The sequence below is a fragment of the Aeoliella sp. genome (assembly GCF_965227375.1).
Lineage (GTDB): Bacteria > Planctomycetota > Planctomycetia > Pirellulales > Lacipirellulaceae > Aeoliella.
In genome coordinates, this window is sequence record NZ_CBDDFX010000002.1 from 3,271,165 (window position 1) to 3,296,636 (window position 25,472).

At 59.1% G+C, this 25,472-nt stretch carries 24 protein-coding genes and 1 tRNA gene; 13 read left to right on the forward strand and 12 right to left on the reverse strand.

Features of this window, described 5'->3' with window-relative positions; translation table 11 throughout:
• Positions 1 to 255 precede the first annotated feature (255 nt).
• A complete protein-coding gene (locus ACQK2L_RS25980) occupies positions 256 to 1,107 on the forward strand; it encodes a pyruvate, water dikinase regulatory protein (RefSeq protein WP_425399961.1) in 852 nt (283 codons plus the stop codon).
• 4 nt (positions 1,108 to 1,111) lie between these two features.
• Here the strand turns inward: ACQK2L_RS25980 and ACQK2L_RS25985 are convergent, their stop codons facing one another.
• The 7 genes from ACQK2L_RS25985 to ACQK2L_RS26015 form a co-directional block, all read right to left on the reverse strand.
• Positions 1,112 to 1,903 carry a methyltransferase domain-containing protein gene (locus ACQK2L_RS25985; RefSeq protein ID WP_425399962.1) on the reverse strand — a complete coding sequence of 264 codons (792 nt, stop codon included), beginning with the start codon at positions 1,901 to 1,903 and terminating at the stop codon, positions 1,112 to 1,114.
• Entirely contained in the window at positions 1,881 to 2,651 is a 771-nt protein-coding gene (locus ACQK2L_RS25990) for an alpha/beta fold hydrolase (RefSeq protein WP_425399963.1), read from the reverse strand. Before ACQK2L_RS25990 ends, ACQK2L_RS25985 begins: the two co-directional genes overlap by 23 nt.
• Positions 2,648 to 3,802 (reverse strand): aminotransferase class I/II-fold pyridoxal phosphate-dependent enzyme, encoded by a 1,155-nt coding sequence (locus ACQK2L_RS25995; protein WP_425399964.1) that lies wholly within the window; start codon positions 3,800 to 3,802, stop codon positions 2,648 to 2,650. Before ACQK2L_RS25995 ends, ACQK2L_RS25990 begins: the two co-directional genes overlap by 4 nt.
• A gap of 100 nt (positions 3,803 to 3,902) precedes the next feature.
• On the reverse strand, positions 3,903 to 4,238 hold the full coding sequence (locus ACQK2L_RS26000) for a hypothetical protein (RefSeq protein WP_425399965.1): 336 nt from the start codon (positions 4,236 to 4,238) through the stop codon (positions 3,903 to 3,905).
• Between the two features lie 97 nt (positions 4,239 to 4,335).
• Positions 4,336 to 4,860: a hypothetical protein gene (locus ACQK2L_RS26005; RefSeq protein ID WP_425399966.1), complete on the reverse strand. Its 525-nt coding sequence runs from the start codon at positions 4,858 to 4,860 to the stop codon at positions 4,336 to 4,338.
• Positions 4,861 to 5,576: 716 nt separating this feature from the next.
• On the reverse strand, positions 5,577 to 6,737 hold the full coding sequence (locus ACQK2L_RS26010; RefSeq protein WP_425399967.1) for an ABC transporter substrate-binding protein: 1,161 nt from the start codon (positions 6,735 to 6,737) through the stop codon (positions 5,577 to 5,579).
• 491 nt (positions 6,738 to 7,228) lie between these two features.
• Complete coding sequence (locus tag ACQK2L_RS26015) at positions 7,229 to 8,878, reverse strand: FAD-dependent oxidoreductase (protein ID WP_425399968.1); 1,650 nt, start codon at positions 8,876 to 8,878, stop codon at positions 7,229 to 7,231.
• 698 nt (positions 8,879 to 9,576) lie between these two features.
• Between ACQK2L_RS26015 and ACQK2L_RS26020 the strand changes: the two genes are divergently transcribed.
• The 7 genes from ACQK2L_RS26020 to ACQK2L_RS26050 all read left to right on the forward strand — a co-directional run bounded on the left by ACQK2L_RS26020 (position 9,577) and on the right by ACQK2L_RS26050 (position 16,165).
• A complete protein-coding gene (locus ACQK2L_RS26020; protein ID WP_425399969.1) occupies positions 9,577 to 9,804 on the forward strand; it encodes a hypothetical protein in 228 nt (75 codons plus the stop codon).
• 1,212 nt (positions 9,805 to 11,016) lie between these two features.
• Positions 11,017 to 11,631 (forward strand): hypothetical protein, encoded by a 615-nt coding sequence (locus ACQK2L_RS26025; protein WP_425399970.1) that lies wholly within the window; start codon positions 11,017 to 11,019, stop codon positions 11,629 to 11,631.
• On the forward strand, positions 11,628 to 12,587 hold the full coding sequence (locus tag ACQK2L_RS26030) for a S49 family peptidase (RefSeq protein WP_425399971.1): 960 nt from the start codon (positions 11,628 to 11,630) through the stop codon (positions 12,585 to 12,587). The genes ACQK2L_RS26025 and ACQK2L_RS26030 overlap by 4 nt, the downstream gene beginning before the upstream one ends.
• Before the next feature lie 67 nt (positions 12,588 to 12,654).
• A complete protein-coding gene (locus ACQK2L_RS26035; protein WP_425399972.1) occupies positions 12,655 to 13,581 on the forward strand; it encodes a hypothetical protein in 927 nt (308 codons plus the stop codon).
• 251 nt (positions 13,582 to 13,832) lie between these two features.
• Positions 13,833 to 14,009, forward strand: coding sequence for a hypothetical protein (locus ACQK2L_RS26040; RefSeq protein WP_425399973.1), 177 nt, complete (start codon positions 13,833 to 13,835; stop codon positions 14,007 to 14,009).
• A gap of 83 nt (positions 14,010 to 14,092) precedes the next feature.
• Positions 14,093 to 14,452, forward strand: a complete 360-nt coding sequence (locus tag ACQK2L_RS26045; protein WP_425399974.1) for a hypothetical protein — start codon at positions 14,093 to 14,095, stop codon at positions 14,450 to 14,452.
• A 153-nt stretch (positions 14,453 to 14,605) separates the two neighbouring features.
• Entirely contained in the window at positions 14,606 to 16,165 is a 1,560-nt protein-coding gene (locus tag ACQK2L_RS26050; protein WP_425399975.1) for a hypothetical protein, read from the forward strand.
• A 37-nt stretch (positions 16,166 to 16,202) separates the two neighbouring features.
• On the opposite strand, the gene ACQK2L_RS26055 is transcribed toward ACQK2L_RS26050, so the two are convergent.
• Positions 16,203 to 17,021 (reverse strand): hypothetical protein, encoded by an 819-nt coding sequence (locus tag ACQK2L_RS26055; RefSeq protein WP_425399976.1) that lies wholly within the window; start codon positions 17,019 to 17,021, stop codon positions 16,203 to 16,205.
• A 374-nt stretch (positions 17,022 to 17,395) separates the two neighbouring features.
• Between ACQK2L_RS26055 and ACQK2L_RS26060 the strand changes: the two genes are divergently transcribed.
• Both ACQK2L_RS26060 and ACQK2L_RS26065 read left to right on the forward strand, forming a co-directional pair.
• Positions 17,396 to 17,887 (forward strand): hypothetical protein, encoded by a 492-nt coding sequence (locus tag ACQK2L_RS26060; protein ID WP_425399977.1) that lies wholly within the window; start codon positions 17,396 to 17,398, stop codon positions 17,885 to 17,887.
• On the forward strand, positions 17,872 to 18,153 hold the full coding sequence (locus ACQK2L_RS26065; RefSeq protein WP_425399978.1) for a hypothetical protein: 282 nt from the start codon (positions 17,872 to 17,874) through the stop codon (positions 18,151 to 18,153). The genes ACQK2L_RS26060 and ACQK2L_RS26065 overlap by 16 nt, the downstream gene beginning before the upstream one ends.
• A 158-nt stretch (positions 18,154 to 18,311) precedes the next feature.
• Here ACQK2L_RS26065 and ACQK2L_RS26070 read toward each other — a convergent pair whose 3' ends face one another.
• Entirely contained in the window at positions 18,312 to 18,458 is a 147-nt protein-coding gene (locus tag ACQK2L_RS26070) for a hypothetical protein (RefSeq protein ID WP_425399979.1), read from the reverse strand.
• Between the two features lie 161 nt (positions 18,459 to 18,619).
• On the opposite strand from ACQK2L_RS26070, the gene ACQK2L_RS26075 reads away from it, so the two are divergent.
• Both ACQK2L_RS26075 and ACQK2L_RS26080 read left to right on the forward strand, forming a co-directional pair.
• Positions 18,620 to 19,084: a hypothetical protein gene (locus ACQK2L_RS26075; RefSeq protein ID WP_425399980.1), complete on the forward strand. Its 465-nt coding sequence runs from the start codon at positions 18,620 to 18,622 to the stop codon at positions 19,082 to 19,084.
• Positions 19,077 to 20,312 (forward strand): tyrosine-type recombinase/integrase, encoded by a 1,236-nt coding sequence (locus tag ACQK2L_RS26080; protein WP_425399981.1) that lies wholly within the window; start codon positions 19,077 to 19,079, stop codon positions 20,310 to 20,312. The genes ACQK2L_RS26075 and ACQK2L_RS26080 overlap by 8 nt, the downstream gene beginning before the upstream one ends.
• A 7-nt stretch (positions 20,313 to 20,319) precedes the next feature.
• On the opposite strand, the gene ACQK2L_RS26085 is transcribed toward ACQK2L_RS26080, so the two are convergent.
• The 3 genes from ACQK2L_RS26085 to glgX all read right to left on the reverse strand — a co-directional run bounded on the left by ACQK2L_RS26085 (position 20,320) and on the right by glgX (position 23,871).
• Positions 20,320 to 20,405 (reverse strand) — tRNA-Leu (locus ACQK2L_RS26085).
• A gap of 31 nt (positions 20,406 to 20,436) precedes the next feature.
• Positions 20,437 to 21,672 carry a precorrin-6y C5,15-methyltransferase (decarboxylating) subunit CbiE gene (gene cbiE, locus ACQK2L_RS26090; RefSeq protein ID WP_425399982.1) on the reverse strand — a complete coding sequence of 412 codons (1,236 nt, stop codon included), beginning with the start codon at positions 21,670 to 21,672 and terminating at the stop codon, positions 20,437 to 20,439.
• Positions 21,673 to 21,750: 78 nt separating this feature from the next.
• A complete protein-coding gene (gene glgX / locus ACQK2L_RS26095) occupies positions 21,751 to 23,871 on the reverse strand; it encodes a glycogen debranching protein GlgX (protein ID WP_425399983.1) in 2,121 nt (706 codons plus the stop codon).
• Between the two features lie 482 nt (positions 23,872 to 24,353).
• Here glgX and purM point away from each other — a divergent pair, with 482 nt between their 5' ends.
• Positions 24,354 to 25,394: a phosphoribosylformylglycinamidine cyclo-ligase gene (purM, locus tag ACQK2L_RS26100; RefSeq protein ID WP_425399984.1), complete on the forward strand. Its 1,041-nt coding sequence runs from the start codon at positions 24,354 to 24,356 to the stop codon at positions 25,392 to 25,394.
• The last annotated feature ends 78 nt before the right edge of the window (positions 25,395 to 25,472 follow it).

Sequence of the window (25,472 nt, forward strand, 5' to 3'; positions counted from 1 at the left end):
GCCTTCTACCCGCCATAAAACGCACTGGCGTTACAACTGGCCATCGAGGCGCGCCGCTCTTCGCCCTTGGCTGACGACCATTTCTCCGAAAATCGTCCCCCTTTTCCGGGTTACCCCAGCCCCCACCATTTGGGTAGGCTAAGGGAGGAAATCCCTCCTTCGCCGCCGAGGGGCCTCGTACCAGCCAGCTTAGAGCGAAAGGATCGCAACCCGTCGGCTCCACCGCCCGACCTGCGGCCAACTTAGTCAACTGCCATGGACAAGAAGAAGATCAAGAAGTCGATCGGCTCGCAAAGTTCGAAGCAACCGTACACGCTTCACCTGATTGCCGGGGCCACCGGCGATCTGCTGCACCGCTTGGCGTCGGTCGCGGTCACCCAGTTTTCCGATGTCGATATGCACATCGTTGCCCACCCGCTCGTCGACGATTTGGACAAGTTGCAGGAAACGCTCGACCACTTGGAGGGTGAGCATCCAATCGTGATTCATGCCCTGCCCTCCTCCGCGGCCAAGCGACTCGTTCGTCATCAATGCGTGGCGCGGCGCATCCCGCACTACGATGCCACCGGCCCGCTGTTGGATTTTCTGGCCGATTGCGTTGGCTCACTGCCCGACAACGATCTGTCGCGCCTGCACAAGGTCGACGCCGCCTATCAAAATCGTATCGAAGCGATGGAATTCGCCCTGGCGCACGACGACAGCCTCGGATTGCCTACGCTGCGCGAGGCGGACATCGTGATCGTGGGCGTCAGTCGGGTGAGCAAGAGTCCCACGACGCTTTACTTGAGTTCGCGCGGCTTCAAGGTGGCTAACGTTTCGATTTCGCCGCAGACAGGGTTCCCCGAGGAACTTTCGAAAATCAACAAGCGAAAGATCGTGGCGTTTACCACTCAGCCCAAGCGCTTGCAAGTAATTCGAGCCGAGCGTTTGCAACACAACGGCGTTGCTTCCAGCGACTACGACAATTTGCAGCAAGTGATTCGCGAGGTGATGGAATCGGAGGCCGAGTATCGCAAGCGCGGCTACCCCGTGATCGACGTGACGAATCGAACCATCGAACAGGTGGCCGCCGAGATCATGGATAAGTTGAGTCTCTCACCAAGGTGATTGGTCAACAGCGCTTCGCGAGGTACATGCCGTGCCGAAAACTCACCGGCACCCGGCCAGTCCCGTTCGTGTAGCGCTGCTCGTACTCGCTCAGCAAGGCGGCTAGCTCTCCCCGCGTCAGCGGCCGACGGCCGGTGGACAGCGGGCCGCCGGTGAATCCCTGCTCGCGCATCGAACGCAGCGCGGCGCTCGGCGTGGCGTACCACTCGCGATCCTCTTGTACTTGATGTGCGAGGACTTCAAATCCGCACTGCTCGAGGCTGGCAAGAACCGATTCGCTTTCCGGCAGCAGTTGCGCCGGTGCGAGCGCGGGGAACAGGTCGCTACGAATCGAGTGTAACTCGCCCAGCGTGCCGTGCAGCATGATCGACGCACAAACGTGACCGCCAGGTGCGAGCATACTATGGAGCTTGGCGAACAATCGATCGAACGGCTGCAACCATTGCAGTGTCGAGCTGCTCACCACTAAGTCGAACGGTTCAGCCGGCTGGTACTCTATGGCTTCAGCTACGACAAACTCGAGTGACGCGCTCGCGGGCACCTGCTGGCGGGCGACCTCGATCATGCCGGGCGAGAGATCGAGCGCGACAACTTCGGCCGCCGGAAACTGCGACAGCATCCGCCGCGTGAGAAAGCCCGTGCCGCAGCCGATGTCGAGCACCCGTCGAGGCGCAAGGCCCAACTCCGCCACCGCGGCGGCCAGCTGCTCGGCCGCTTGTTGCTGGACTCGGGCGAGCTGGTGGTACGCTTCGGCGGCGCGAGAGAAATGTCGTTCAATGGAGCGGTTGCTCGTCATCCGCCAAAACGCCTCGAATCAATTCCTGTAGTTCTTGTGGGTATTGCTCGCACAGGCCATGCACTCCCTGTTCGAACCGCTGCACCTCGGCGTGTGGCAAATGCTCACTCAAGTACTCGGCCGCGGCGATCGGAATCACACGATCGAGCTGGCCGTGCACGATCAACGTGGGTTGATCGACCTCCGGCAACACTGGTCGCAAGTCGCGAGTCTTTAGGTACTCGAGTCCTCGAGTAAGCTCCCCGCGATCCAATACGAGCGCCGCGGTTGTCTTCGCGGCGATCAATTCCTTCGTCACCGTGCGACGGTAAACGTTGCTGAGGAACAATCGCAACGTCGCTTCCGGCGCGTCGATCAAACCGCGTTGCATCTCGGCAACGCTTGCCTCGCTGGCGCCCGATGGGTAGCCATCGCGTCTGCAAAACGACCCGCAGCCCGACACCAGTATCAACCGCCGGACCAAGTTGGGATAGGCCCGGGCGGCCTCCAAGGCGACCATCGCGCCCATCGACCAGCCCAGTACCACCGCGGGGCCATCGCTCAACTCGCTGTCGGCTAGTTGCTGAGCGTAGCTCGAGGGCTCCGGCGTTTCCGCGTTGTTGTTACCCGCAGCCTCCTGCGCCTGACCAAGTTCGTACACGCTGGTGGTCCGCACCGCGGCAAACGGCGCGAGCAACTCGGCCAGCGGCTTCAGCACCTCGGACGCTTGCCCCCAACCGGCGACCAGCACCATCTGCGGCTTGCTCATTCCAACTGTCCGATGCTGCGGGCGGCCTCTGCGACGGCTTGGGCGGTGTGCGTAAGCAACTGCTCATTATGGGCCAAGGTCACCGAGAAGCGAAGGCGGGCCGTGCCGACTGGCACCGTTGGCGGGCGAATCGCTTTGACCAGGATGCCGCGCTCGTGCAGCGCCTCGGCCAACTGCACCGCCTGCTGGTTATCGCCCACCATCACCGGCACGATCTGGCTGGCCGATGGCCCGACTTCCAGCCCCTGCTCGTGAAGCTCGCGGCGAAAGTGCGCGGCCAGTTCCAGCAGCTTGTCTCCCAGCCCCGCCTGCGATCCGATGATCCGCAGCGACTCGCTCGCGGCCAACAGCAACGCCGGCGGTAGTGCCGTGTTGTAGATGAAAGGTCGCGCGCGGTTCACCAATAGCTGGCGAACGAAATCCGAAGCAACCACCACACCGCCGTAACTACCAAAAGCCTTGCTGAGCGTGCCGGTCACGAGTGGCACCTGGTCGGAGATGTCTAGCTCGGCTGCCACGCCACGCCCTGCGGGGCCGAACACACCCAGCGCGTGAGCTTCGTCGACCAGCAGCTGCGCGTCGTGCTCGATGGCGAGTTCGGCAATGGCGGCCAGCGGCGCGACGTCGCCATCCATGCTGTAAACCGACTCGACCACCACCAGCCATCGCTCGCCCGGCTTGCGCGTCGTGCCGGTTTTGACCAACAACTGTTCGAGGTGCGCCGCGTCGTTGTGTTGGAATCGCTGATGCCGCGCGTCGCTCAGTTGTATGCCATCGATCAAACTGGCGTGCACGAGGCGATCGGCGAACACGGTATCGTTGCGGCCCAGGTAACTCGATAGCAGCCCCAGGTTGGCCAGGTACCCGGCGCCGAACACCAATGCAGCGGGCTTGCCAAAGTACGCTGCCAGTTGCTGTTCAAACTCCTGGTGTATCTCCCGCGTGCCAGAAACGAGTCGACTGGCCCCACTGCCCACCATGGTGCCCGCCTGCATGGCCGCGACGACGTCGGGGTGCGTGGAGAGGTTGAGGTAGTCGTTCGACGTGAAGTCACACACCGCCCCATCGGCCGGATGCACCGCGAGCCGCCGCTCGAGCCCCTCTCGGGCCAGCTTCGCTAACAGCTCCGAAATCCACTGCTCCGACCGCATCTGAGTGATCCGTTACGCCCGCCCCCGGAAACCCTCATTTTATCGTGATGGAGGGTGGGGCTAAAAGGGAGCACATGGGAGTGCCAACCGCTGTACAGAACTAGGACTCTTGTGGCCATCGATGATGAAGGTATCCAACCATCTCGTCGCGTTCATCGTACAATTCAAAACGATGGCGAATGTCAGCCGACGCCAAAGCCGAGGAAACGCGGGCACTATCTGCGAGCATTCTTTCCAGCGAACTGGCATCCGCATCGAATTGGGGCACGTCAAAGTCGCCCCCGTAATCCTGAAAGACAAAGTGCTCGCAATCTTGCAAACGAATGGAGTATCGCCCGACATAGACCGAGAATCCAGCGGACTTCATTAGACATGCCATTTCGTCCTTGCTGGGCCAGCCATCAATCTGGCCGTACAGGCGAATGTGGTTGTTCATGTGAAGTTCACGTCAGTCAGGATACGCTAGAGTTCCCTTGCTGCCGGTTGATTACACCAATTGGCAACGCGTTTCAGCGGTCGCGTGCAACGCCTTGTTATGTTGCGTTGCCCATGTGGATGCGGTTGCCTTCAGGATCAAGCAGGAAGAATGTAGCTGGAGATGCAAGACAGTGATCCCCGAGTCGCAGCACGCCCCCGCAGTTGGGGTGTGTAATTGCATCCGGCATTCGATCGTCTTCTAATTCAACATAGTCGTAATCTGTACTCCCGCACTCAATGCAACGATTCGGTGATTTACGATGCTGAAATCGTTCTACGACTAAAGCAATTGCCTTCATTCGAGATGCGATGTAAGAATCCAAAGACTCGTTTACGGCTTCGGCAAATTCGCGATGCTGGTCATCAAGAAGACCTGCCCGACACCGTGACAGCTCCTCTCGAAGAACTTCCATCGGTGCCAATCCTTCGGCCACCGTCAGCGTGGCACAACGGCGACACCAAACGGTGCGGGTCAGCACGGGAATGCGATCTCCGTCCGGGAATTCGTAATATCCTGGACGTCCCTGAATCGCGTCGGCCTCGATACCGCAGCGGTCACAGCAGTAGTGGAAGATATACATGGTGAGAGCAACATAACGACTAAGTTCACCCGCCGCCGGGTGATTGTACCATTTGGCAAGTCGTTTTGGCGGTCTGGTACAACGCCTTGTTATGCCCGCTGTCAGCATTTGGATGAAATCAGCGTCGAGATTGACATGTTAACTCGGACTTGATTCCTGATCTGCAGCGACAGGAGAGTGTTGACTCCAGTACGATGGTTCTGCTGTTGCGCTAGCAACCATGCCTTCAATTTGGTCGTCGGTGAATCCCCAGGCGAGCGCACGTTCGCGGGCTTGCTTCGGCGTCACTCGGCCGTACCAGAGGCCGTACATGATTGTGGCGGTCCTTTTGCTCGCCTTGAAAGGGGGCGCCGGAATTCGGGATTTCCGCACCATCGCGCGCCATTGTGCGGCTACGAATTGTGCGATTGTGCGAATCATGGGTGGTGTGTGTAGTGGCATGACACGACTTCCAAGGCACTGCGCCGCATATCACCTGACAGTGCAGAATATACCACTCACCACCATCCAGCACACCGCGGCCCATTGCGGTCTCGGTCACGCTCCGGCTGTTGGAAGATCAACTCCTCGACCGCAGGGGAGATTGTATACCAGCTACCCCGCCGTGAACGACGGGGCTTGGTTGCGGGGGCCATGGGTCGCAGCTTTAAACTCTTTGCTTCCTCTGTTTGCTCCTGTTCAAACCGCTTTGGCATTGCCCCCGCAGCTAGCGTTTTTTACGGAGCCGGTACGCCCTTTGGCAAAACTTCGCGGACCAGCCGCAGTTTGCCGCCATCGACTTCGATCAGACTCACCGCTTTGGTGGGGATGCGGCTGTCTTTGGGATAGCTGAGTGTGCCGGTGACGCCTTCGAATTTGCGAATGCCCGATAGTGCCTGGCGGATGTCATCGGGGGCGGCGGTCTTCGACTCTTGGATGGCCAAGAGCAATAGTCGTGCTGTGTCGTAGCCCAGTGCGGCAAAGGCGTCGGGCTCGGTGTCGGGGTACGCCTGGGCGAAGGCCTTACGAAACTCGACGACTCGTTCGTTCTTATTGTCATTACCCAGGTAGGCGTGCGTGGTGTAGTAGATGTCGTTCACCACCGCATCCTTCTCCCACAAGCCGGCGGAGTCGAACGAGTCGCCGCCGACGATAGGGCAATCGAGTCCCGCAGCGCGAATCGCACGCACGGCTTTCTGAATGTCGGCGGGGACTTCGGCGGACAGAAAGACCATCTCGACTTCCGGCAGCTTCTCCAGCGACTGCTCGAGCGTGGCGGAGATGAAGCTTCGTTTGCCCGAGACCTTGCCGCCCAGTTGGGTGAATCGCTCGCCAAAGTACTTCTGCAGCAAACGCGTGTACTCGTGCGACGAGTCGTAGAGCACGAGCGCCGTGCGGGCGTTGTGATCGTTGTAGGCCCATTCGGCCGCGGCGGCGGCTTGCACGTTGTCGCCGAAGCAGGCGAGGAACAACCACTCAGGTACTTCGGCAGGAAGCAGCGGCGACGTGGCGCCCGAAGTTAGGAACACGCGCTTGTCCCGCGCGGCTGTGGGCGCGGCGGCCAGTACCAGGTCGGTATCGGAAAGCCCAAACAACGCAACGGGCGCGGGGGACGACGCAAGCAACTCGGCGGTCTTGGCTTTGACCACGGCCGGTTTGCTCTGGCCGTCTTGGATCGAGAGCACGATAGGGCGATCGAGCACACCACCGTTGGCATTGGCCTGGTCGACCGCCAAGCGAGCCCCTTTCGACGAAGGCACGTCGAGCCCGGCTTGTTGTCCCGTGCTGTTGTAGAGCGCACCGAGCACAATTGGCTGGTCCGCCCCACAAGGCGTCGCTGCGAACACACAAGAGACTACCGTCGCGAGCAACCAGCTTCCAACTTGCCTGAGAACCATCTGTCACCTCGGATTGGGATTGCGCAACACCGCCGCGCGAAAGTGTAGCACATCGCTGGCTTTCGCTTCTCAAGTTGCCTCCGGAATTTCACCCAGAACTCGCTAGCTGGGTGCAGCGAATCGCGGTTGTAATCTTACAATCGTGTGATTTAATGGTGGTGGCAATATGTACAGACAATCGATTTGGGTGAGTAAGCGATGGACCCAATAGCCGACGAGCTACGCCTCGTCGGAAAAACGCGCAGAGCGATGGGCCACTATCGGAGTTTTGCCCCAACGAAAACATGCGGGGAACAACGCGAAGAGTTTTGTCCCACCGAGTGATTGTTTTTGCCTAGAAAACAAGGGGTTTCACCACTTGGGGGGTGACCAAAACCCCTGGGGTTTTGGGCCAGCGGATCGTGGTTTGGGACAAAACCCCCGGTTTTGGGCCAGTGGATCGTGTTTTGGGGCAAAACGGACAAACCCGCCGGGCGGATGGAACGGTTGAGTTATTGGGGCAATTCGAGGACTTGCCCGTCGGCAACTAGGCGCTGCTTGAGGGTTTGGAAGTCCACCTCTTGGACCGTCGTACCGGAATCAATAGAGAGCACGGCCGCCGTTGCGGCGCTTTGCCCCAGCACCATGAACACCGGCTCCATACGAATCGAACCGAAGGCAATATGGCTCGAAGAAACGCAGACCGGCACCAGCAAATTCTGGCACTCTTCCGCTTTGGGAGTGATGCTCTTGAAGGCAACCTGATAAGGACGCGGCAAGCGCACCCCGATGTCGCCCTCGTTTTGTACGACCCCGCTGGAGGTGATGTATCGCTGAACATTGTGAGAGTCCATGGTGTAGGAGCCCATGCCGATGGACTGTGGAGTTTGCACCTTGCTGAGGCAATCGCTTTCGGTCATGACGTACTCGCCAATCATCCTCCGCGCTTCGCGAACATAGATCTGGTAGGGCCAGTTGTCGTTGTCAGTAAACTCGTCGCCTGCGAGGCCAAAGCTGGAGACTTTTTTGCGGACATGATTCGGAACTCTTGGATCGTTTGTGAGAAAATAGAGCAGCCCGCGTTGGTATTGTTCGTGTTCGTCCAGAATGGCCTTACGCTGTTCGTAGCTGGCTTCCGGATAGTCGTAGTTGTATCCGATGTTGTCCGTGCTAAAGGGGCCGTTGTTGTTGGTGTCGGTCTTGCGATTGGGAACGAAACTATACGTCATGAGGCTCACGTTGGGCATGGCCTGGAGCAAGCGCGCGAGCAACTCGTACTGCTGCGGGTCGTATCCGTCCGGTTTGGAGAAGGAAACACGATTTTCCGGATGGTTGGTAAGGCAGAGTCGATAGCAGTAGGCCTGAATCAATCGATCGGCTTCGCCGTTGGGCGTTGGTCCCGAGTCGGCAATGCGTGCCAGCAACCCGCTGGAAGGATCGCCGGGCGTCTTGTACGGATCGATTTTGACCTCAAAGTAGTGCTTGTGATGAAACACGCCGTACTGAGTGCCGTTGTGTTGTTCGCCGTAGGTGTCGTTCGACTCGCGCCCGACGTGGTAAGTAACTCCGGCCGCAGCCATGAGGTCGCCTTCGTAAGTGGCGTCGATGAACATCTTGCCTTCAAACTGCTTGCCATTGAGCATGCGAATGCTGTGAATCCGCGGGCCTTGTATTTCCACACCCGACTCGCGGTCGAGCCAGTGATCGCGAAACACATGAACTGGCTGCTCGGCGAGCATTTGTTCAAACGCAGCTTCGGCGGCATGGGGCTCGAATATCCACATCGTGCGATTCACGGAGTCGAGCGCTTCGGTTCCTTGACCACGGTTGCCGTAGTTCTCCCTGGCCTCCCAGTTCCAAGAGTCGGGCTGCTGATAGTGCTTCCAGAGTCGATGGTAGAACTCGCGTGCCAGGCCGCCGATCACTTGCTTCTTACCCGTGTCGGTAAAACCAAGCCCGCTCGAAGAAAGCCCTCCCAGGTGATTCTCCGGGCAGACCAGCGCGACCGTCTTACCCATCCGCGCCGCCTGAACCGCCGCCGTCACCCCTGCCGAAGTGCCGCCGTAGACCACAACGTCGAACTCGTCCGCCTGCGCCGAGTTAGTTGGGCAGAGCAACAGGGCTAAGAGAATTACAGCAACAGTTCGGAGAGCATAAACCATGGAGAGTCAACAACTTGTGTTAGAGGTGCGTGTGCAGCAAGCGAAGCGATCGACTGCGAGCCGACAACAAGGTGGCGCGGCCAGCAGTCTCGCGACGAAGACTGATTATAGCGGCGCGGCGCCTGACTCGGGTACCTGCCGGATGCGCCTTGGTGACGCTAGGAACGACGTCCGGAAACCCTTCAAGAATAGTAGCCGAGGCGGGACTCGAACCCGCACGTGGGTTACCCCACACTGGATTTTAAGTGAACCAAAGCACAGTCCACGTACCTTCCATCGCACTCAAGCCCGATGAATACACGGCGCAGCAGTGCCCATAGCGATAGCGCACGTCACGTTCTGGTGGACTTTTTTGTGGACACTTCGCAGGGGCATGGAACGGCGTTAGGATCCTGCCAAATACCTGCCATGCACTAACCTGCCTTGCGTGGTCAGCTAGGGTATGGCAAACTACGCGCGCCATCGATGCGCAATTGCCAGCCAGGCTTGCAGCATATCACAACCAAACTTGCCGGCCGCCCCGGCGTAGCGAATTGACGCAGGGCGCTTCCTTCCGAGAGCCATCGGAGCGAAGCGCTCTGCGTCTTTTTTTTTGGAATACCTGTAAGAAAAGAGGACTCCCAGGCCGACATTAACGGGAACCTTTGGCGACCCGATCATCGCTAGTTTGGTGTCCCCCATAACAGGAGAAACATGGAATGAGTCGCAAGCCATCTGATGTACTTGGTATTGATCCGAGCTTTCGTTACACGCTCACCGGTTTCAAGGTGGCTGCCGGCATAGGCGACAAGCTGATTGCCGCTGCGGCCAAGCGTGGGGTGGAACTAAAGCGGCGGAGAGTTGGGCGCCGCGACTACGTGCACGGTGCTGACGGTATCGAGTATCTCGATCGACTCGCCGAATTGCCTCAGCCAATCTGTCAGTGATCTCGTTCTGGCGACACACCCACAAGGGTTAGGCAACGATGGCGAAAGGATTTATCACCATGCCAAGAGCCGTCCTGGACCAACTGCGTGATGACTTCGAGCTGTATGGTCTGATGGTCCTGCTGGTCGATTTGGCGGCCTATCAGGAGCGCCCGGGGCGCAACGGTGAGGTGCTGAAACCTGGCGAATTGTACGCCGGCAAGAGGCGTCTTGCGAAGCTCACAAACCGAGCCGCTTCATGGTGCGAGCGCGGGACGGCACGGCTGCAAAATCGAGCCTTAATCGAGCCACGACCGAGCCGGGTTGAAAAGATCATAAGTATCTGCAATTGGGGGACTTACCGCCCGCCGTCACGTAGGAGGCGAGCCAGAACCGGGCCGGATTCGAGCCGGGATCGAGCCGCAACCGAGCCAGATTCGAGCCAGGACCGAGCCCTTTCAACTAATAACCAATCAACTAACAACCAACTTCCCCCTCCGGGGGATTGGGGGGAGGGCGAGCGCGAGGAAATCGAAACCAGGCTGATTCGAGCGGGCGTTGCCAAGGTGGCGACAGCTATCGACCAAGCCCGCGCGGGCGGAGTGACCGCGGATCACGTGCTGGACCTGATTGAATTTTGGACTCGATACCGAAACGGGTGGGATGACCCAGGGGCGAAACTCTACTTTCGGGTTTGCAACGCTCGTCGCGGTGTGTCGGTTGAGGAAGGCTGGCAAGAGTTTCGACCAGGCTACATCGCAGGACCTCAGGGTGCCATGAGCAGCGAATGCCGGTCCCTGATTCGCGAACTCGATAGTGACTCTGAGCTTGCTGCGATCCTTGGAGAGTCGCACCGTTTTCCGCCCGACGTGTGGCGATCGTGCCACCGTGAAGCTTCGGAAACAGCCCCTGCAGGCTTGCCACCTGCGAGAGTCAACCTGTTGGCGGCAAGACTGTATCGAGAGCGAAGAACAAACGGCCACGTGACCAATGGGAGCCGAGCCTGATGCCAAGATTGTATCCCCCAACATCGCCATCGAACTTGTCGCGAGGACCATTCGCCAAGGGGCTTTCCCATCGGGCTCGCGAACTCGATCGAGCTGAAGCGGAGGGACTACTGAGAGCTCACTTGCCCAACGTTGCCGCTTCGCTAATTGCAACTTGGCCACCAGGAGAACCCATTCGCGGCGTGGCGGAAGCGGCGCTGATGGGCGTATTGGAGACCATCGGGCAATGACCACCGAACACTTCGAACTTGTAGCCGGCGATCCGTTCGCCTTCACCGCCGATTCCGCGGCGCGGATGACGGCCGAGGTTCGCGGCCACACGCTGTACGTCGACGTCGAAGGCAGCCTATTCGAACGGCACTGGAAGCAGCTGAAGGCCGCCGTTGAAGTAACCGCTCGCGTGTACCAGGTCTACGCGCTGTCCCTGACGATCGACTCGATGGCCCAACAAGCCGCGGGCGCGTGTGACGCGTTGGAAACACTGGAGGCAGCGCGGCGGCGGCTGATTACGTTCGCCCATATCCGAAACGCTGGCGGCTTGGCTGTACTGCTGGCCCGTCTCTGCGACACTCGAACCGCGACGGCCACGGCGCGAATCGGGCACCTCGCTTTCACGCCGTCGATAAACACATCGGAGGCATGGGTCGCAGCGCACAGAGAAACCGCCTGGCTTCGCTCAGCGATCCGAGGCGGCCGGCGTGGGCTAATGTGGCGATGGGTGGATCAGCTACGCCATAGGGCCGAGCTCGGCGAGCAGCTTGAACGGCGCGGGCTGGTTCAGGCCCTGACCAGCAACCCGGAGACAATTCTGAATGCAATGATCCAGGGAGTCGAGAATTGATCACCATCGACCAATGCTACCTGATGCCGATGCTGGCCGGCGACGTGCTCCAGCAAGCCCCTTACCAGCGAAGGCAGCCGGAAGAAGTTCCTCGGCGACAGGGCATAGCAATAGTGCCGCTGACGGCCAGCTACATCGACGCGGCCGTGTCCTTCGAGGTGAGCCGCAAATTGCGAGAAGCGGCCGCAGCGAACGTTGCCGAGATCATCCTGTTTTGCGATTGCCTTGGCGGTTCGTCTGTTGATAGTGGGCGGTTGGCAGAGGTCGCGGCCGAAGTGAATAGCCAGGTGCCAATCACCACGTTTGTCGCCGCGCAGTGCACCAGCGGGGCGTACAAGGTCGCAAGCCAAACATCGAGGATCGTCGCATCACGGCACGCGGTGATTGGCAGCATTGGAACCATTTTGCTGGTAGCCGACACTGAAGAACTCTATCGAAGACTCGGCGTGAAAGTCTGGGCAATCGCAACTGGCGAACACAAAAGCACTGGCGCGCCCGGCGTGAAGATCACCGATGGGCAACTCGCAGAACTGGAACGCTTTGTACGCTCGATCACCGCAAACTTCTTGTCCGATGTCGCGCGAGGCAGAAAAGTCTCAGTGCGTAAGGTGAAGGACGAATGGGCAACAGGATCGGTGTGGGTGTCACTGGAAGCTGCCGCCATGGGCCTGATCGATGGGGTAATGCGTTGGGAAGCGCTGGTGGCAGATGTTGTTGCTCGAAGCAAAGCCATGCATGACCGACAAGTGACCCAAGACTATTCGCATCTCCGAGGTAAGGCAGCACTTCAGCAGGTCACCAAACTGGTGAAAGAATCGAATCGTCCCCTGCAGAACGCCTTGCGGGAGGTGATGTTCAACCACGGATCGTTGTACCACTCTGCGAAGTTGGCGCTGGGAAAACAGACGTTCGAAGAGTGGTTTGAATTCCAGCAGCGAGCAGGAAGGCGAAGATAGCAACCCACCGCCGGCATCGACGCCCGTGGCGAGACTCGAAAAACCCAAGAACGAAGGAACGCAAATCATGTTGAGCCCAAGAGCAAAAGAAGTACTCACCAGCGTGTCTGGCAAATCCAAGGAACTGGCGATCGAAGCGGAGAAGCTACTTCGGTTTTATGCGGCAACCTTCACGCTGAACAAAGCGAGTGAAGACTACGTGAATCTTCCTCACCTCACTGGAGACGAAAAACTGCTACTGCGACTAGCGGGTTTTGAGCTCGACCAAAGATCCTTTGCCCGTCAGGTAGCACGCATCCAAATGGAGGAGCGGATACGAGCGAGGTCCGGCACTAAGGCAGACGTCGAATCGCTGGAGGGAAGACTGAAAGAGATATCGGATCGCAATCGAGAAGAACTCCCCTCGCTGCGCAAGGAAATCAAGCGTCTCGAAAAAAAATCGCTCGCGATGGAGGAAGAACAAACCACAGCAGAACAAAGACTTGTCGACATGAAGGCAGCTCGCCGAGAGCTTCGCGACCATCTGCCACCGCACCTGGCAGAGGAAGTGTTACACGAGGAGAACTGGGCACAGATCGAATGTGGAAAAGAGTTAGGAGAGATGCAGGCTGAGAAGGGGTGGTTGCCGTCGCTGATTGAAGCAGCGATATCAGAGCGAGAGCGAGTGAAAGGGTTACATAGTGCTCGGTACCAAGGCGGTGCACCAGTCTTAACAACGGACATCAACTTGGTTTCGGCGGTGAAGGAACAGCAGCTCCGCGACGACGAAATGCCCCCGCTTCTCAATGTCAAAGGTGAGCTAAATCTGGACGATTGCATAGACTACCTGAGAGACAGGTCGGTGGTGGTGGAGGACCGTGTGGAGCAATGCCTCCAAGATATGCATGAGAACCTGAGCAAGGCTCGCGCGATTGTCGAAGAGTTCGTAGAGGCGGGTTTCCTCTCCGACGACACCCAAGCCACCACATCGCCCCCACAAGAAGGAGGCGAGTAACACACCCTCGGCCCAGGGCCCGAGCCAATCGCCGCTCCACGGTTCGTCTCCTTGCGTCACAACCGTCGAATGGCAGCCGTCGACGGCGGAGCAATGAGCTCGGGTCCTTCCGAGGGCCCCCCTGCACGGGCCTGTGGCCCCTGACCCGGGCCTTTTTTCGCACGCACGACCAAAAGGTCTGATTGATTGAAAGCGCCGGCGAGAGCTTCCGGCCAAGATTCTTTAACAATTCTAACCCGGAGAACCGGAAGATGACAGCCATTCAAGAATGGAAGCAAGCCGTCGACGCCAAACAAGCCTCGGGCATGAGCCTCGCGGAGGCCACTCGCGAGGTAACCAGTGAAAAGCCTGAACTTCACGAGCGGTATCTGGCAGAGCAAACGGAACTCAATCTGCGCCGAAAGACGACACCGCCGTTTACCTCGTAGGCGTCGCCACCTGGTCCGCTCGCCACGCGTGGCGGTGCTGGATCCGCACGAACATCGTTCTTCAAACACTGAAAGGATTCATCATGTCGACCCGACAACGCGCCGACTTACCGGCCTTTGGGCCATGGCCTTGTAGCGATCTGCTGGAAGCACACCGACTTTGCCATTTGGATGGTAGCGGCGAGCTGGAGTACTCAGCCGACGACAGTGTCGATTCGCTCGGTTTCCTCACTCGCGATGTTCACAAGGTCGGCGATAAGCGACACGTGTGGCCGGTGGCCATGGGAACCCCGCTCCGCGCCGTCGCCGATGGCGTGATCGGCGAGGGGGCAATTGTCTACCAAGCGGATGAGGGAAAGCTGTCCGCAACGGGAACGATTCGCCGCGGCGTTTCTCTCGAAGCGGCGGTGGACGGCGACTACTTCGATTTTCTGCCAAGCTGATATTGGGGTGCCCGGGCGGCTGGCCGACACCCCCGACGTCGGCCACGTCGCCCGTGGTGGTGAAATCGCGTAATCAACTGTAGGGGGAACTTGACCGTGTCATCCGTAAGATTTGATACCGACTTCGCCTCCGCGATCGCCGCTCATGATGACTTGGCGGAGTCGATCGAGGGCATCAACGAGAACTACGAGAAAACGACCAAGGGCGCAAAACAACTCGAGCGCGCCGCAGGTCGCATCGTCCAAGCCAATCTAACTGCGCAGGAACGCTACAACCAGAAAATGTCAGAGCTCGCCCGGCTGGTGAAAGCGGGCAAGCTGTCAATGGACGAAGCGGAAAAAGCGGCACTGCGGTACCGTAAGCAACTGGACCGCGCGGGCGAATCGGGTCGTAAAGCGTTTGGCGCTGATATGCTCGGCGGCTTGCGATCGATGGCGACTGGGTATCTCAGCGTTCAGGCAGCGATCAACGCGGTCACGTCAGCAATGTCGGACCTGCAGGCGCAGGAGGAAGCCGCCGCCCAGCGAGCTCGAGCTTCGACCGCGGGGCTTGGCGAGCTGGCTCAGCTAGCCGCCACAGCACAGGACCCGAAGCAGGCTTACGCCGACCTGTTACAGGAAGCGAGGGAGTTTCGAGCAGCGGGCGCCGCCGAGTCGACGGAAGAGGCGGCCGGACAACTGTTCAGCCTTGTGTCGGCTGAACTCGAACGCCGAGACCGTGACTTTGCCAAGAAGCTCCGGGCGTCCGGGGTCATGTCTGAAGTGGGCGGTGCGTCGACGGCCTACAGCGCCATGACAACGGCCCTCGGCAAGGGCGAGGTGGGCAGCTTCGAGGAAATGATCTCGAAAGCCCTGGCGGCATCGAGCATTGCCCCTGCCCTGGCGAACGAAATCGTCCAAGCCTCGGCCCAGTCCGGCGGCTCTGCAGCTGCACTCGGCATTAGTGATGAGTTTCTTCTCAGCGCAACCGCCATCCTCGGCAAGAAGACGGGCACCGCCGCCCAGGGCGGTACTCAACTGGCGGCCCTGCTGAAAGGCATCGAGGAAAGGACAGGCGACGAGTTCAAGGGCAAAAGCGGTATCGAGATCATCAAGGAGCTAAAGGGCCGAGATCTCGACCGGGCCGGAATTGTGGGACTGGTGGGGAATCGCGCAGAGGCGGTCGAAGGTCTGCGAACCCTGATTGCCAACAGCGCTCAACTGGAGCAACTGCTCTCGGAAGTCCAGTCGGCCGCCTCGCGTGGTGTAGCTCGGACCGCGCTCGGACTTCCCGATACAGACCAGGTTGTCCGGTCGGGTAAAACCGCCAAAGCCTCAGCAGGCATGCGTGACGTTGTCGAGCAGGAAACTTTGTCCCAAAGAACAAACCTCTCCAAAGCTGCCACCGATCAGATCGTGGCGGCTTATCTGAAAGAGGGGAATCGAGCTGGCGCATGGTTCCAGGAATTGAAATCGAGTTGGTACCAGTGGGCTGGCGACGAGCGGCTATTGCTCGTCGAAGCTGCGAGGTCCGGCAAGTTGGCTGCGGAGACCCAGTTGGAGGTGCTGGAGTACCTCCGGGAAACAACGGAGCGGGATGCCGGGTTACTCATGTCGAAGGATCGTATCCGTGCGCGGGAGGAACAGTTCGATCGCATGATTGAACTTCTCGAAGCTCAGTTGGCTGCCACACGGCAAAATCGAGACACGTCAAGTTCCACCAGGGGCCAATGATAATCGACCATCGCGGCAAGTGGCGTGGGCGGCCGGATTAGACCATTCGAATTACTGAAATGAAAGCTTCAATCGAGACCCAGCCAAACAAGATAAAGCCGACCAGGTAGCAAACGGTGCAGAAGAGACGTGATCCTTCGCGACGTGAGTCGTGCACTTCGCGAGCAAACCAAAACGCCGGTGCTATCGCTTCCTCATGGAGCCGAAGACATGCAACATCCGATGCCTTACCGAGATCAATCTTGATCGTCAACAGACCCGCCTTGGTATCCGGCGGAATGGTCGCAGTGCTGGCGACAATCGGCACGAAATCATCATCTCCGGTCGCTGAGTCTTTGGGGATCGGAACAAACAGCGTTCCTGGAGGAAACTGCCATTGAATCATCGATCCATAACGGCCGACTAGTTCGCCTCGCACATATCTCGAGAGAAAGTTGATTAACTGCTTGTTCCGGTCGTGATAGAAGCTCCCCGCCACGACATCCGAATCGTACACTGCGAGCCGGAAGAACTCATCACGCAAGTGCTCTTCACCACGTCCTATTCGACGATAGTCATCGAACGTGTCGTAGTCGCGAATCAGGGGAGGACACCTGTATTGAAACATCCACCGCCCAACCGTGAAGGCGATGGCGCCGAAGTAGAACATCTTCCAGGAGAAGGGTAACTCGAAGTTCAGCAGTATGGCGTCGCCACCGAAATCCACCTCGACCGGGCTCTTGATTGCCGAAAGGAACTTGGCCGCGATTGGCACCAGAATGATCCAGACAAAAGCCAGCCTGGCCCACGCACCTAGGCCCAAGCTCTTGAGCGAAGACCAACGGAAGGCGACTTTAGCCGCCGGAATTCGAAGCATTGGATGTAGTCCACGTTCCATGACCTCAGTGTAGCCGGCGGAATTGCAAGGCACCATCGCTACGCCCGGTTTAGAGCCAAAGACAGTTTTTACTCGGTGTTTAGCGCTACTTTTGAACACCACCCGGCGAGGGTATAATGATTGGTGCTAAACCCCGCCTCGGCTGCAGAACCCAGCCAGGGCAACAGAGGAATTAGGAATGCTAAATTCTATTAGGAAATCAGAGCGCCGGCGCGCGCAGGTTTGGGGTACCCGTAAGGGCCCCGGGCGGCTCCTAATCCGCCTAGCAAAGCCTGTGCGCGTCGGCGCTTTCTTTGCCCCCTCGCCTTGCCAACTTCACCCGGCACTCTGAGGGGGCAGGAAGGATGCCAACTATGGCAATTCTCATTCAGCGATTCCGTCTCCGCTTCGTTTGGCTGTTGACTGGCCACCCACGCTTTCGGCCACTCTATCACCGCGACGTAGTATCGCCCGACCCGCTGGAGCAAGCAGAGTTCCTGGCCAACGCCGGATACTACGTTGCAGCCGTGATGCTGGCTCGCGTGTCAGTTGAATCACAGGTCCGGCGGTACGCGATGATCACAAAGAATTGGACCGACTTCAAGCGTCGTCACACGGTCGAGGACATGGCCAAAATTCTGTTGACGCACAAACGAATTGGCAAAACGTGCTGTAGTCAGATAGCTCGGTTCTACGCTCTCGCGAGTAGCATCGCACATGGTAGGCCGGCGGACCTAAAGATGTGTCTCGACGTACTGCATCTCGGCTACCGAGTCGTCCAGCAAGTTGAATTGTCTCGGCAACTATATCTGAAAGGCTCCTTGCCGGTCGCGATGGAAGGGGGTGCAGCATGCCAGCTCGCATGAGCATCGAAACCGTCCGTCGAATTGAGAAGTTGCTGGAGGAACAAGCCGGCACCCCTAAAGAGATTGGGGCGATGGTAGGCGTTTCAGGCGCTGCCGTCCGAACAGTCAAGCTTGGCCAGCACGTCCACCAGCAATCGGAATGCCACAAAGAGTACCGAAGGCGCGATCCCACGCCGGAGGAAATCGCCGCGGCCTGCGCGGTGTTCCGCCGGCGAAAGGAAAAGGGGCGGGAGCGGTATTCGTTCCCGGTGCTCAGTCAACTGTAACCATCACCACCCGCCGGCCGTGGCATTCGCGGCCGGCGGTTTTTCTCTCACGACCGGGAAACAGCACAATGGCAAAGAAACGCAAGAGAGTTACGACAGGCCAACAACTAGACTCTCTAACCCGGGAGCTGGAAGGCGTGAGGGGGTTGGTTGAGAATCTAGCCAACTTTGGCGGTGCCAATTCTCCACTCCCCATCATTCACATCGAACAACTTGCAAAGCAGCTTGACATTGAACGGCGGTGGATCCTCGACAACTGGGTCAATCGTCAGCCAGCGGTGCCCCACTTCAGAGATGGCCATCATGTGTTCTTCAACTTGGAGCAACTAAACGATTGGTCGAAGCAGAGGGCGGCCCATGCGGCGATCGAGCGATAGGTTAGACTGCAAGATGCTTAGGCCCCCAGCGAATACAGAAACGGCACCTGCCAAAGTGTACTAACACTCCTATTGAAACGAGGTGAGAAATGCGAAGAACAGCTTCGCGCCGGTCAATTTTCTACTCGATGGTGTATCCCTTCGATTCCGTCCAGAGCATGTTAGAGTTTGCCAATGGCTACTCCTACATGGGAATTCGTCTGAGTGGAGACAAAGTTGATGAGGATGATTTCGATTCACTTCGCGCCTGGATGATCCGTCTCGAACGGGAAGGGTACGTTGAGATTCAATGGACGGACCTACCGGAGGAAGGGCATCGCAGGATAGACGCCATGGCGCTGACTACGGAGGGGCACAAGCTGCTGGCGGAATTAAGGTCGCAAAGTGCTGGGGCAAAACTAAAGCAGCGAATTGCCGACTTAGCATGGATTGTCGTGGTCTCTATGCTTACCACTCTCGCAACGATTCAGGTTCGAGGCTGGCTTGCCCCGGCTCCCGCACCCACAGCCCAGCCTCAGCAAGTTACCGCGGCCGAAGGTGAGAGCAATGAATAGCGAAATCAAAGTCTACGTGATCGACAAGGGACGCAAGTACTGGTACATGAAGTACACGAACCCTCTCGATGGCTCCGAAGAATCGAAATCTACCAAGTGCAGCGACTACAACAATGCACTAAAGGCAGCTGCGAAGTGGGAAGCTGACTTGCAGGAAGGCCGCTACGAACGATCCTCGCGAATGTCCTGGGAGAGGTTCATCTCGCACTACACCGAGAACGCCCTTGGTGACCTCGCCGCTGCTACCTCGTATGGATATCTTCTGGCCCTGGAGAAGTTCTCCGATCGATTCCATCCAAAGAAGCTGGGAGACCTCACGACCCCGCGCATCACCTCTCTGGTAACAAAGCTCCGCGCCGAAGGACTCTCCGAGGCTTCCATCGCAAGCGTACTTCGGGGCTTGAAGCGAGCAGCGAGGTGGGCACATGGTGAGGGACTGTTGACGAAGATTCCCAGCTTCAAGATGCCAAAGTCAGTTCGTGGTCAGAAGCGAATGAAAGGCCGCCCGGTCACGGCCGAGGAATTCGAGCGCATGGAGCAAGCGGCCAAGAAGGTCATCGGCGCGAAGGGGACGGCATCGTGGAGGTTCTACTTGCGCGGCTTGTGGGAGAGTGGGTTGCGACTGGGCGAGTCTCTGAAGCTGAGTTGGGACGATCGCCCGGGTGCCATCGTGGTCGACTTCGCCGGACGTAGACCGTTGCTGCGGATCCCAGGCGCGGCACAGAAGAAGGGCACCGATCAATTACTACCAATCACTCCTGAGTTTGCCAGGCATCTCGAAACGGTCCCAGAACCCGAGCGACGCGGCTGGGTATTCCGGCCGCTGGACGATTCAGGCGAGCCCTACAGCCGCTCTCGGCACGCTGTGGGGCCTGTGGTAACTCGGATCGGCAAGAAGGCCGGTGTGGTGGTCGACGAGCGTACGAAGTGGGAGAAAGACGAAGAGGGTAACCAGGTTGACGTGGTGGTTCGGAAGTTCGCCAGCGCTCACGACCTGCGGAGGGGGTTTGGGTTCCGGTGGTCGCGGCGCGTCATGCCGCCGGTACTGCAGGAGCTAATGCGACACGCCTCCATCCAGACCACAATGGAATTCTACGTGGGGCAGAACGCCGAATCGACGGCAGACGAGCTCTGGCGAGCGGCCGAATCACAATCGGTGGACTTTTTGGTGGACACCCGCCATAAACCGACTAATCGGGCAGAGGGACAGGAGCAAGAAAACCCTTGAAAAACAATAGCCGAGGCGGGACTCGAACCCGCACGTGGGTTACCCCACACTGGATTTTAAGTCCAGAGCGTCTGCCAATTCCGCCACTCGGCCGTGTTGATGGGTTGAAGATTCACTGGAAGGGTTACTTGGTCGTGGCGACCAGGAAGGAGGGTTTTAGTGCGTCGAACGTCAACCGGTCGAGTTGGTCGGTGCCACGGGAGATGTTGAGCATCCACACTTGTACGTTATCAGTATGAGCCCGCAGGGCCTGGCGAAGTTCGGTCAGGTTGTCGATGCTCGCCAGGTTGATCACCATTCGGCCTCCGTCTCGCAGGCGGGGGTAGGCGGCTTCGGCGATGCGGCAGACTTCGCGCCCGCCGCCGGCGACGAACACGCAGTCGGGGTCGGGCAGAGCTTCCCAGGCTTCGGGGGCCTTGCCTTGAATCGGAATCACGTTCTCCACGTTGAAGCGTTGGGCGTTGGCTTTGATCAGTTGGTGATCTTCGGGGTCCATCTCGATGGCGTACACGGCGCCATCGGTGGCGAGTTGGGCCGCTTCGACACTCACCGAACCGGTTCCCGCGCCGACATCCCAGACGATGCTGTCTCGCCAGATGTCCATCTGCGCCAGCGCCATCGATCGCACTTCGGCCGAAGTGAGCAATCCATACTTGGGGCGTGACTGGAAGAACACCTCATCGGGATTGCCAAAGAGCCGGCGGCCGACCGCTTCGCGCGGGCGGTCGGGCAACTGTCGCTGACGGACCAGGATCATCACGTTGAGTGGCTCGAACGACTGCCCGGCGATATCCGCTAGCGAGCCCCGTGTGACGCGCTCGTTGCGCGCACCCAAGTTCTCGCAGACGTAAGCGTCGAAGTAGTCGATCTGTTTGTCGAGCAGTGCTTGAGCCACTTGGTCGGGCCCCACTGTGTCGGTCGTAAACAGACCGACTCGCTCCGCGATGCGAACCTTCTCAATCACCGAACCCAAAGAGTGGTTCGCCAGGTTGGTCAGGTACGCCTCGTCCCAACTTTCCATCACTCGCGCGAACGCCAGTTGCATGCTACTCACATGCGGTATTACTTCGAATCGATCCTTGCCGAACTCGTCGGTGATGTAGCGGGCGAGTCCGTAGAACATCGGGTCGCCCAGCACCAGCACTACGGCACTTTGATCGCCGATGTTGCGGACTTGGTCGGCCAGTTCGGCTAGGTCGCTACCGATCTGCACGCGCTTGCCGGCCACCGAATCGGGCAGCAGGTCCAACGCCCGCTCGGAGCCGAGGAGCACTTGCGCCTGTTCGATCCGCTCGCCAACGGCTGGCGACACGGCTTGCAAACCATCGTCGCCGATGCCAATGATTGCGATTTTGGTCATGTGTTTGTTGCCCGATTTGTCAGTTATCAGTCGACAGAGGACTCAATTTACCACCGTCGATGGACCGCTGACAACGGACTACTCCGCCACATAGCATCGCAACGAGTGATGCTCCAGCAAAACGGGCTTGTTCGACACCGCGAAGGGGCCATTGTGCTTGGAGTAGAAGTCCTTCGGAGCCGGGGCAGCCGTGTCGATGAGCAGCCGCCAGCGTAGCTTTCTGGCGGGCTCGGGGATGGCGAAGCTCTGCGACTCGCCGCCGGAGTGCATCATGATCAGCACCGGGCGGGCGGCCGGGTCGGTGAGCCAGCACGTGCCTAGCAGGCAAGTCAGACTGTGGTAGGTGCCTTCCCAGTCGATCGACTCCCCTTCGACGCCATACCAGCTGACGTCCGGCAGTTCGCCCGGCCGGCTGGCGGTGCCAGTGAGGAACTTCTGTCGGCGCAACACTGGTTGCTGACGCCGGAAGGCAATCACCTCTTGGGCAAAGCGGAACATCTCCTGGTTCCGCTCCACCAGTCGCCAGTCGAACCAACTTGTCGCGTTGTCCTGGCAGTAGGCGTTGTTGTTGCCGCGCTGGGTTCGCAGCACTTCGTCACCCGAGAGGATCATCGGCACACCTTGGCTCAACAAGAGCGAAGCGATCATGTTCTTCGCTTGGCGTTGCCGTAGCGTGACGATGGCAGCGCGGCGCGTGGGACCCTCGATGCCATAATTGGCCGAATAGTTATTATTGTCGCCGTCGCGATTGTCCTCGCCGTTGTCGAGGTTGTGCTTCCGCTCGTAGCTCACCAGGTCGTTCAGCGAATAGCCGTCATGCGACGTGATGAAGTTGATACTGTGGTACGGGCTGCGACCGCTCGGTTGATACAGATCGCTGGAGCCGGCCAGGCGCGTGGCCATGGCGCCGGTGACACCGAAGTCGCCACGCCAGTATCGGCGGACATCGTCGCGATAGTGACCATTCCACTCGGCCCAACGCAGGTTGGCGAACGTACCGACCTGAAACGCGCCAGCGGCATCCCACGCTTCGGCGATGATCTTCGTGTCGGAGAGCATCGGATCTTCGGCAATGATCTCCACCATCGGCGGATTCGGTACCAGTTCACCCTTGCGGTTGCGGCTGAGAATGCTCGCCAAGTCGAAGCGGAAACCGTCGATGTGATAGTTGTAGACCCAGTGTCGCAAACAGTGGAAGATCATCTCGCGGACAATCGGGTGGTTGCCGTTCACCGTGTTGCCGCAGCCGGAGTAGTTCTTGTAGCCTCCATCCTCGGTGGTCATGTAGTAGACGTTGTTCTGCAGCCCCTTGAAGCTGAACGTCGGGCCGTGCTCGTTTCCTTCCGAGGTGTGATTGAACACCACATCGAGGATCACTTCGATGCCGGCCGCGTGCAGTTCGCGGACCATCGTCTTGAACTCGTCGACCTGGCCGCCGGGCTTCTTGCCGGATTGATAGCCGCGGTGCGGTGCGAAGAACGCCATGGGGTCGTAGCCCCAGTAGTTGCTGCGGCGGGGCTTCGAGCCATCGCTCTCGCAGAGCGGGAACTCGTGCACCGGCATCAATTCCACGGCCGTCACGCCGAGCGACTTGAGGTACGGAATCTTCTCGATCACCCCCAGGTACGTGCCCGGGTGCTCGGTGTTGCTGGTACTGCTGCGCGTGAGGCCGCGGACGTGCATCTCGTAGATGATCGACTCGGCCAGCGGACGGCGGAGATGCCGATCGCCTTGCCAATCGAACTGATCGTCCACCACCACGCACTTTGGTGGACGGACGAGTCCGTCGGTGGAACGCTGAAACGAGCCGGCCAGCGCGCGGGCGAAAGGATCGATCAGGCGGGCCTTGCTGTTGAACCGCAAGCCCTTGCCCGGTTCGTAGGGTCCATCCGCCTGAAAATGATACAGCGTCCCGGCCTGCAAGTCGGGGACGAATACGCTCCAGATGTCTCCCCAGCGATCGGTCACCGGGTCGAGCTTGATTACCTTCGTCGGTTCGCGGTCGCTGACCTTGTCGTACAGCAGCACGCGCATAGCGGTAGCCGACCGACTATATACGGCAAACTGCACACCGTGATCGTGCAGAATGGCGCCGTAAGGCAACGGGTAGTTGAATTGCAGTGCGGGAGGGGCGGGTTGGATCGAGGGCATTACCACGCTCGCCGAATGGGCGAGCAGCGAGGGCGCCTGTAGTTGCATGGGTGGGGTGCCTAAGTTGCGAACGGGAGAGGACTGCCGACGTCGATCCCATCGGACCGCGTCATGGCTTAGGTCTCCTCGGTCACTAGCCGAGCACCACTTTACTACCCTACTTATCGTACCGCACAGCTTCCCTCGCCAGAATGGTTCCCGGCGCCGGACTATCCAATTCGACCACCTTTTCCCACCGCGGACAGGTGGAAAACGCGACAATTGTAGCAGTCGTGGCGATCTACGCTAGTGCGCGGCGGCGTTCCTGACCACGCGGGCTCCGTCGACCAGCGGCTACAACGCCCCGGGCCGGCGGTCAGTCGCACCTTAGGCGACCGGCACATTCGTTACAGGGGCTACCACTTTCCGCTCATAGCGGCGCTGCCAACTCGGCGGCCAGGCCGGCGTGGGCCACGTTGCCGCCGCGTTGACACCTTGTCGCTGCGACTTCTAAAATCAGCGGTTCTCATGCATTTTTTCGCGGACGATATATGGCCAAGGCAACTTACAAGGATTCGGGCGTTGATCTGGAGGTCTATGCGCAGAGCATGGCTCGGTTGCCGCGGCTGTTGAAGCGGACGCACTCGCCGCGGGTGCTGCCGGCCGAGGGAGGATTCGCGGGCCTGTTCTCGCTCGACTTTCCTGGCCATCTGTTCCGGCGCAACTACCAGGATCCCGTCCTTGTTTCGTGTACCGATGGTGTGGGCACCAAGGTCAAGGTCGCCCAAATGGCGGGCCGCCACAACACGGTGGGCATCGACCTGGTGGCGATGTGCGTGAACGACGCGTTGTGCGTGGGCGCCGAACCGTTGTTCTTCCTCGACTACATGGCCATGAGCCACGACGATCCAGAGCTGGTTGAGGCCCTGGTCGAGGGCATCAGCCAGGGATGCCTGGATGGCGACATGGCGCTGGTGGGCGGCGAGACGGCCATCATGCCCGATGTATACTCGCCCGGCGACTACGACCTTGCGGGTTTCTGCGTAGGTGTGGTCGATCGCGCCAAGCTGCTCGATGGCCGCGCGATCTCCGCCGACGACGTACTGATCGGCATCGAGTCCAGCGGCATCCACTCCAACGGCTACAGCCTGGTGCGGAAAATCGTCTTCGATCTGGCGGGACTTCGATTGGACGATCATGTGGAACCATGCGACGCTACCGTCGCCGACGTCTTGCTCACTCCCACGCGAATCTATACCTCGGCGGTGCGCAATGTATTGGGGCACTATCGTGTAAAGCAGGTGGTGCATGGCATTGCTCACATCACCGGCGGTGGCTTAGTCGAGAACACAAGTCGCATTTTGCCGCCAGGATTAGGGGTTGAGATCGACCCTGACAGTTGGACCGTTCCCCCAGTATTCACTTGGCTGCAGCAACTCGGGGAAGTTGACGATGACGAAATGGCTCGCGTGTTCAACATGGGCATAGGTTTGGTGATGATCGCCAGCCCTTACTACGCCGAGAGTATCCAGTCGCAGCTATCCGCATGCGGCCTAGAGAGTTGGCAAATTGGTCGCGTGGTTGATCGTTAGGAAACACACAATTAGCGCTTGCCGCACGTTTCAAGTCGCGCCTTCTCAACAGTGCGGATTGTACAAGTTGAGATGCTG

What these genes read in the sequence shown, in the direction of transcription:
- ACQK2L_RS25980 (WP_425399961.1), top strand. Translation starts at nt 256, where the DNA reads ATGGACAAGAAGAAGATCAAGAAGTCGATCGGCTCGCAAAGTTCGAAG.
- ACQK2L_RS25985 (WP_425399962.1), bottom strand. Translation starts at nt 1,903, where the DNA reads ATGACGAGCAACCGCTCCATTGAACGACATTTCTCTCGCGCCGCCGAA.
- ACQK2L_RS25990 (WP_425399963.1), bottom strand. Translation starts at nt 2,651, where the DNA reads ATGAGCAAGCCGCAGATGGTGCTGGTCGCCGGTTGGGGGCAAGCGTCC.
- ACQK2L_RS25995 (WP_425399964.1), bottom strand. Translation starts at nt 3,802, where the DNA reads ATGCGGTCGGAGCAGTGGATTTCGGAGCTGTTAGCGAAGCTGGCCCGA.
- ACQK2L_RS26000 (WP_425399965.1), bottom strand. Translation starts at nt 4,238, where the DNA reads ATGAACAACCACATTCGCCTGTACGGCCAGATTGATGGCTGGCCCAGC.
- ACQK2L_RS26005 (WP_425399966.1), bottom strand. Translation starts at nt 4,860, where the DNA reads ATGTATATCTTCCACTACTGCTGTGACCGCTGCGGTATCGAGGCCGAC.
- ACQK2L_RS26010 (WP_425399967.1), bottom strand. Translation starts at nt 6,737, where the DNA reads ATGGTTCTCAGGCAAGTTGGAAGCTGGTTGCTCGCGACGGTAGTCTCT.
- ACQK2L_RS26015 (WP_425399968.1), bottom strand. Translation starts at nt 8,878, where the DNA reads ATGGTTTATGCTCTCCGAACTGTTGCTGTAATTCTCTTAGCCCTGTTG.
- ACQK2L_RS26020 (WP_425399969.1), top strand. Translation starts at nt 9,577, where the DNA reads ATGAGTCGCAAGCCATCTGATGTACTTGGTATTGATCCGAGCTTTCGT.
- ACQK2L_RS26025 (WP_425399970.1), top strand. Translation starts at nt 11,017, where the DNA reads ATGACCACCGAACACTTCGAACTTGTAGCCGGCGATCCGTTCGCCTTC.
- ACQK2L_RS26035 (WP_425399972.1), top strand. Translation starts at nt 12,655, where the DNA reads ATGTTGAGCCCAAGAGCAAAAGAAGTACTCACCAGCGTGTCTGGCAAA.
- ACQK2L_RS26040 (WP_425399973.1), top strand. Translation starts at nt 13,833, where the DNA reads ATGACAGCCATTCAAGAATGGAAGCAAGCCGTCGACGCCAAACAAGCC.
- ACQK2L_RS26045 (WP_425399974.1), top strand. Translation starts at nt 14,093, where the DNA reads ATGTCGACCCGACAACGCGCCGACTTACCGGCCTTTGGGCCATGGCCT.
- ACQK2L_RS26055 (WP_425399976.1), bottom strand. Translation starts at nt 17,021, where the DNA reads ATGCTTCGAATTCCGGCGGCTAAAGTCGCCTTCCGTTGGTCTTCGCTC.
- ACQK2L_RS26060 (WP_425399977.1), top strand. Translation starts at nt 17,396, where the DNA reads ATGGCAATTCTCATTCAGCGATTCCGTCTCCGCTTCGTTTGGCTGTTG.
- ACQK2L_RS26065 (WP_425399978.1), top strand. Translation starts at nt 17,872, where the DNA reads ATGCCAGCTCGCATGAGCATCGAAACCGTCCGTCGAATTGAGAAGTTG.
- ACQK2L_RS26070 (WP_425399979.1), bottom strand. Translation starts at nt 18,458, where the DNA reads ATGATGGCCATCTCTGAAGTGGGGCACCGCTGGCTGACGATTGACCCA.
- ACQK2L_RS26075 (WP_425399980.1), top strand. Translation starts at nt 18,620, where the DNA reads ATGCGAAGAACAGCTTCGCGCCGGTCAATTTTCTACTCGATGGTGTAT.
- ACQK2L_RS26080 (WP_425399981.1), top strand. Translation starts at nt 19,077, where the DNA reads ATGAATAGCGAAATCAAAGTCTACGTGATCGACAAGGGACGCAAGTAC.
- cbiE (WP_425399982.1), bottom strand. Translation starts at nt 21,672, where the DNA reads ATGACCAAAATCGCAATCATTGGCATCGGCGACGATGGTTTGCAAGCC.
- glgX (WP_425399983.1), bottom strand. Translation starts at nt 23,871, where the DNA reads ATGCAACTACAGGCGCCCTCGCTGCTCGCCCATTCGGCGAGCGTGGTA.
- purM (WP_425399984.1), top strand. Translation starts at nt 24,354, where the DNA reads ATGGCCAAGGCAACTTACAAGGATTCGGGCGTTGATCTGGAGGTCTAT.